3 protein-coding genes and 1 pseudogene are annotated in these 2,859 nt (G+C 64.8%); all 4 read right to left on the reverse strand.

What is annotated here, in order from left to right; all coding sequences use genetic code 11:
* Positions 1–35: 35 nt before the first annotated feature.
* Positions 36–539: a phage major tail tube protein gene (locus O0J73_RS22065; protein ID WP_004154666.1), complete on the reverse strand. Its 504-nt coding sequence runs from the start codon at positions 537–539 to the stop codon at positions 36–38.
* A gap of 2 nt (positions 540–541) precedes the next feature.
* A complete protein-coding gene (locus O0J73_RS22070; protein WP_197563741.1) occupies positions 542–1,744 on the reverse strand; it encodes a phage tail sheath C-terminal domain-containing protein in 1,203 nt (400 codons plus the stop codon).
* 102 nt (positions 1,745–1,846) lie between these two features.
* Entirely contained in the window at positions 1,847–2,479 is a 633-nt protein-coding gene (locus O0J73_RS22075; protein WP_004154668.1) for a hypothetical protein, read from the reverse strand.
* 1 nt (position 2,480) lies between these two features.
* Positions 2,481–2,780: pseudogene (locus tag O0J73_RS22080) on the reverse strand (tail fiber domain-containing protein); the annotation flags it as partial.
* Between the last annotated feature and the right edge of the window lie 79 nt (positions 2,781–2,859).

The raw sequence follows: 2,859 nt of genomic DNA on the forward strand, positions 1-2,859 counted from the left end.
GCGGCCCCCCCGGTGCTGTGGAGATGCGTGCGGGGTCAGATGCCCAGGGCGCTGCGCAGGCCGGCCAGCATGTCCACGCCGTTCTGCTTGGCGATCATGTTGACCACGTCCAGCTCCTGGACGACCAGCGGTCCGTGGGTGAGCTTGTAGTAGTTCAGCGCGAGCGAGATTTTCACCGTGCCCTTCTCGCCGGACTTGGACTCGCCACGATCAATGGCCTTGACCTTGCCGCGCATGTTGTGGACCACGGCGGTGATGCTGCCGTCGCTGGATTCCAGTGCCTCGCGTGCGGTGAAGGAATACTCCTTGCTTTCCACGACATGGAACTTGCCCATGATGTCCGGGTCATCGGCGATGAGGACGGCCTCGGCTTCAAGCTTCTCGTGGCCCAGGGTGATTTCGGTCGGGGCGAACATGCCACCCGCCTGGAAATCCTCGGTCTTCAGCGTCAGCTTCGGAGCGGTGAAGGATTCCACGTTGCCGGCATAGCCCTTGCCATCGACGTAGAAGTTGAAGTTCTTGCGGACGTTGCGCGCCATGCTTAGAAGATCTCCGAGACGTAGTTGTTGTTCATGTGCATGCGGAAGGTCAGCTGTTCACCCGGGTAGGTCGGGGTGAAGTCGAAGTCCCAGTAGAAGCGGCCCTGGGCCACGCTGTCCGCTGCGTTCAGATCGGGGTCGATCCAGCAGTTGCCGCCGAGGATCGCGCCCTGGGTCTTCAGGCCGCGCAGGAAGGCATTGACGCCTTCGCGCACGTCATCGACGTAGGTCTTGCTGATGCCGCGGTCGACAGCCCACAGATGAGCCGCCTCGAGGCTGTCGGCGATGATGTCGGCGGTGCGCACTACGCACAGGAACTGCCACTTCTGGTCGCTGCTGGCGGTACGGTTGCCCCACAGGCGGAAGCCACCTTCGCGGATGATGGTCGCCACGTTGGACTGGTTCAGCAGGTTGGCGCGGCTGGTCGCGTCGGACAGGCCGAAGTCGATGGCACGCGCGGTACCGACCACGCCGTTGAGTTCCAGGTTCGACGGCGACGCCCACCAGCCGCGTTCGTTGTCGCTGCGGGCGATGGCGCCGGCCACGGCACCGGAGGCGTAGCGGGTGACGATGGCATCACCGGACTGCACCAGCAGCGCCGGGTCGACCACGTAGACGCGCTTGGAACCGGTCAGAGCGGTGGTGCTCTTGGCGGCGTCATCGTTGCTGTTCGGGCCGTCCTTGATGATCACCGCGCGCAGCTTGTCGGCGATGCCGAGCAGCTCGGCCACGACCGGGTTGGCCAGTACCGCCTCGGGCTTGGCCGGATCGGTGGGATGCACATGGGTGAAACCCGGTGCGACCAGGATGCGCGGCTTGACGCCGACGATGGACTTGGCCGCCAGCAGGGCATGCACGCCTTCATAGGCGCCGGTCTGTGCGTTCACACCGCCCAGCACGTTGGCCAGGGTGGCGCTTTCGTTGGCACCGTTCTCGACGCGGATGACGACGACGACAGCACTGGACTGATCGAAGATCGCATCGAGTGCGCCGGGCAGCGTGCCGGCTTCGGCGCCGGTCTTGGCCGACAGCTTGGCCGCCTGCGAGGGCGAGGTCACCAGGACGGGGGTGTTGATGGGGAACGCTTCGGTATCAGCCAGCGGTGCGGTGCCGACGATGCCGATCACGCTGCTGGAGGCGATGGCAATCGAGCGGGCACCGGTATCGATGTTGACGACCTGTACGCCATGGAGAAATTCGGTCATTCGGGGTTCTTCCTCGGTGTGGGTGTGTGCCGGCAGATGCAGGCGACGGGGTAATATTCGGAGAAGGCGGCGCTGGCGATAATTGCAATCGTGGCCGCGGCGTCATTCCAGGATGGGTCCGGTGTCACCACGCGAGTGCGATGCGCTCATGTAGACCTGGTCTTCGCGCGCCAGGACGACGCCGGTGCTGGCTCGGCGAATCTCGACAATGAGGCTGCAGCCCGCGCTGCCATGGACAACGTCGAATCCGCAGTAGCGATCGGTACCGAGATTCAACCAGGCACCCGTTCCGGAAGGATTCGCATCGCCTTCGACCTTGGTGTAGCGGATCTCGAAGTTGCTCGCGATACCACGGATGAGCCATGGACCGAAGGTGCGGGTGACGCCGTTGGGGTTGTTCGTCCACGTCTGCACCATGCCGTTGGACTTGAAGCTGAAGGCCGCGTGTCCATTGGGCGCAGCGCCGGCGTAGGACGAGCCGCCGATGCTCGGGTTGGGGATGGTGACCGCGTCGTACTGCGCGGTGCCCCGGGCCGCCCACAGGTTCGACACGTCCATGCCGCCGATGCGATGCCCGACGTCCGCACGCTTGCTGCCGTACTGGATGTGGGCGTAGCGGCGGCTCAGGTCGGTGCCGCCGACGCGGCGGCCCGAATCCTGTGCCAGCGGACCTTCTACATAGGGATCGAACAGGTCATCGAAATCCGTGCCGCCGGAGCGATAGCCACTGGCCATATCAACGCTCCGCCTTCAGGGCGCGAACCTCGGCCGACAGCTCCTGGATGGCCTTGGCCAGGACCGGCAGCAGCTGGTCGAGCTTGACCGATGCCACGCGCTCGCCCTGGAACTCGACGCCTTCCAGGTCGACCGCTTCCGGCACCAGTTCGGCCAGCTGCTCGGCGACGAAGAACAGGCGGCGACGACCGTCGTCGTTGTACTCGGGCTTGTAGTGGCCGGCTGCCAGTTCCATCTGTTCGACAGCCGCCAGGCCGTAGGGGAGGGTGCCTTCGATGTTCTTCAGCTTGCGGGAGGAGCCCATGGACCGGCCAGAGTTCTGTAGACACTCAGTTGCCGCTCTGCGCGTAGCGCCTTTCAAACTCTACCGGTGACACGCC

The organism is Stenotrophomonas sp. Sm6012 (assembly GCF_030985895.1).
GTDB classification, from domain to species: Bacteria; Pseudomonadota; Gammaproteobacteria; order Xanthomonadales; family Xanthomonadaceae; genus Stenotrophomonas; species Stenotrophomonas forensis.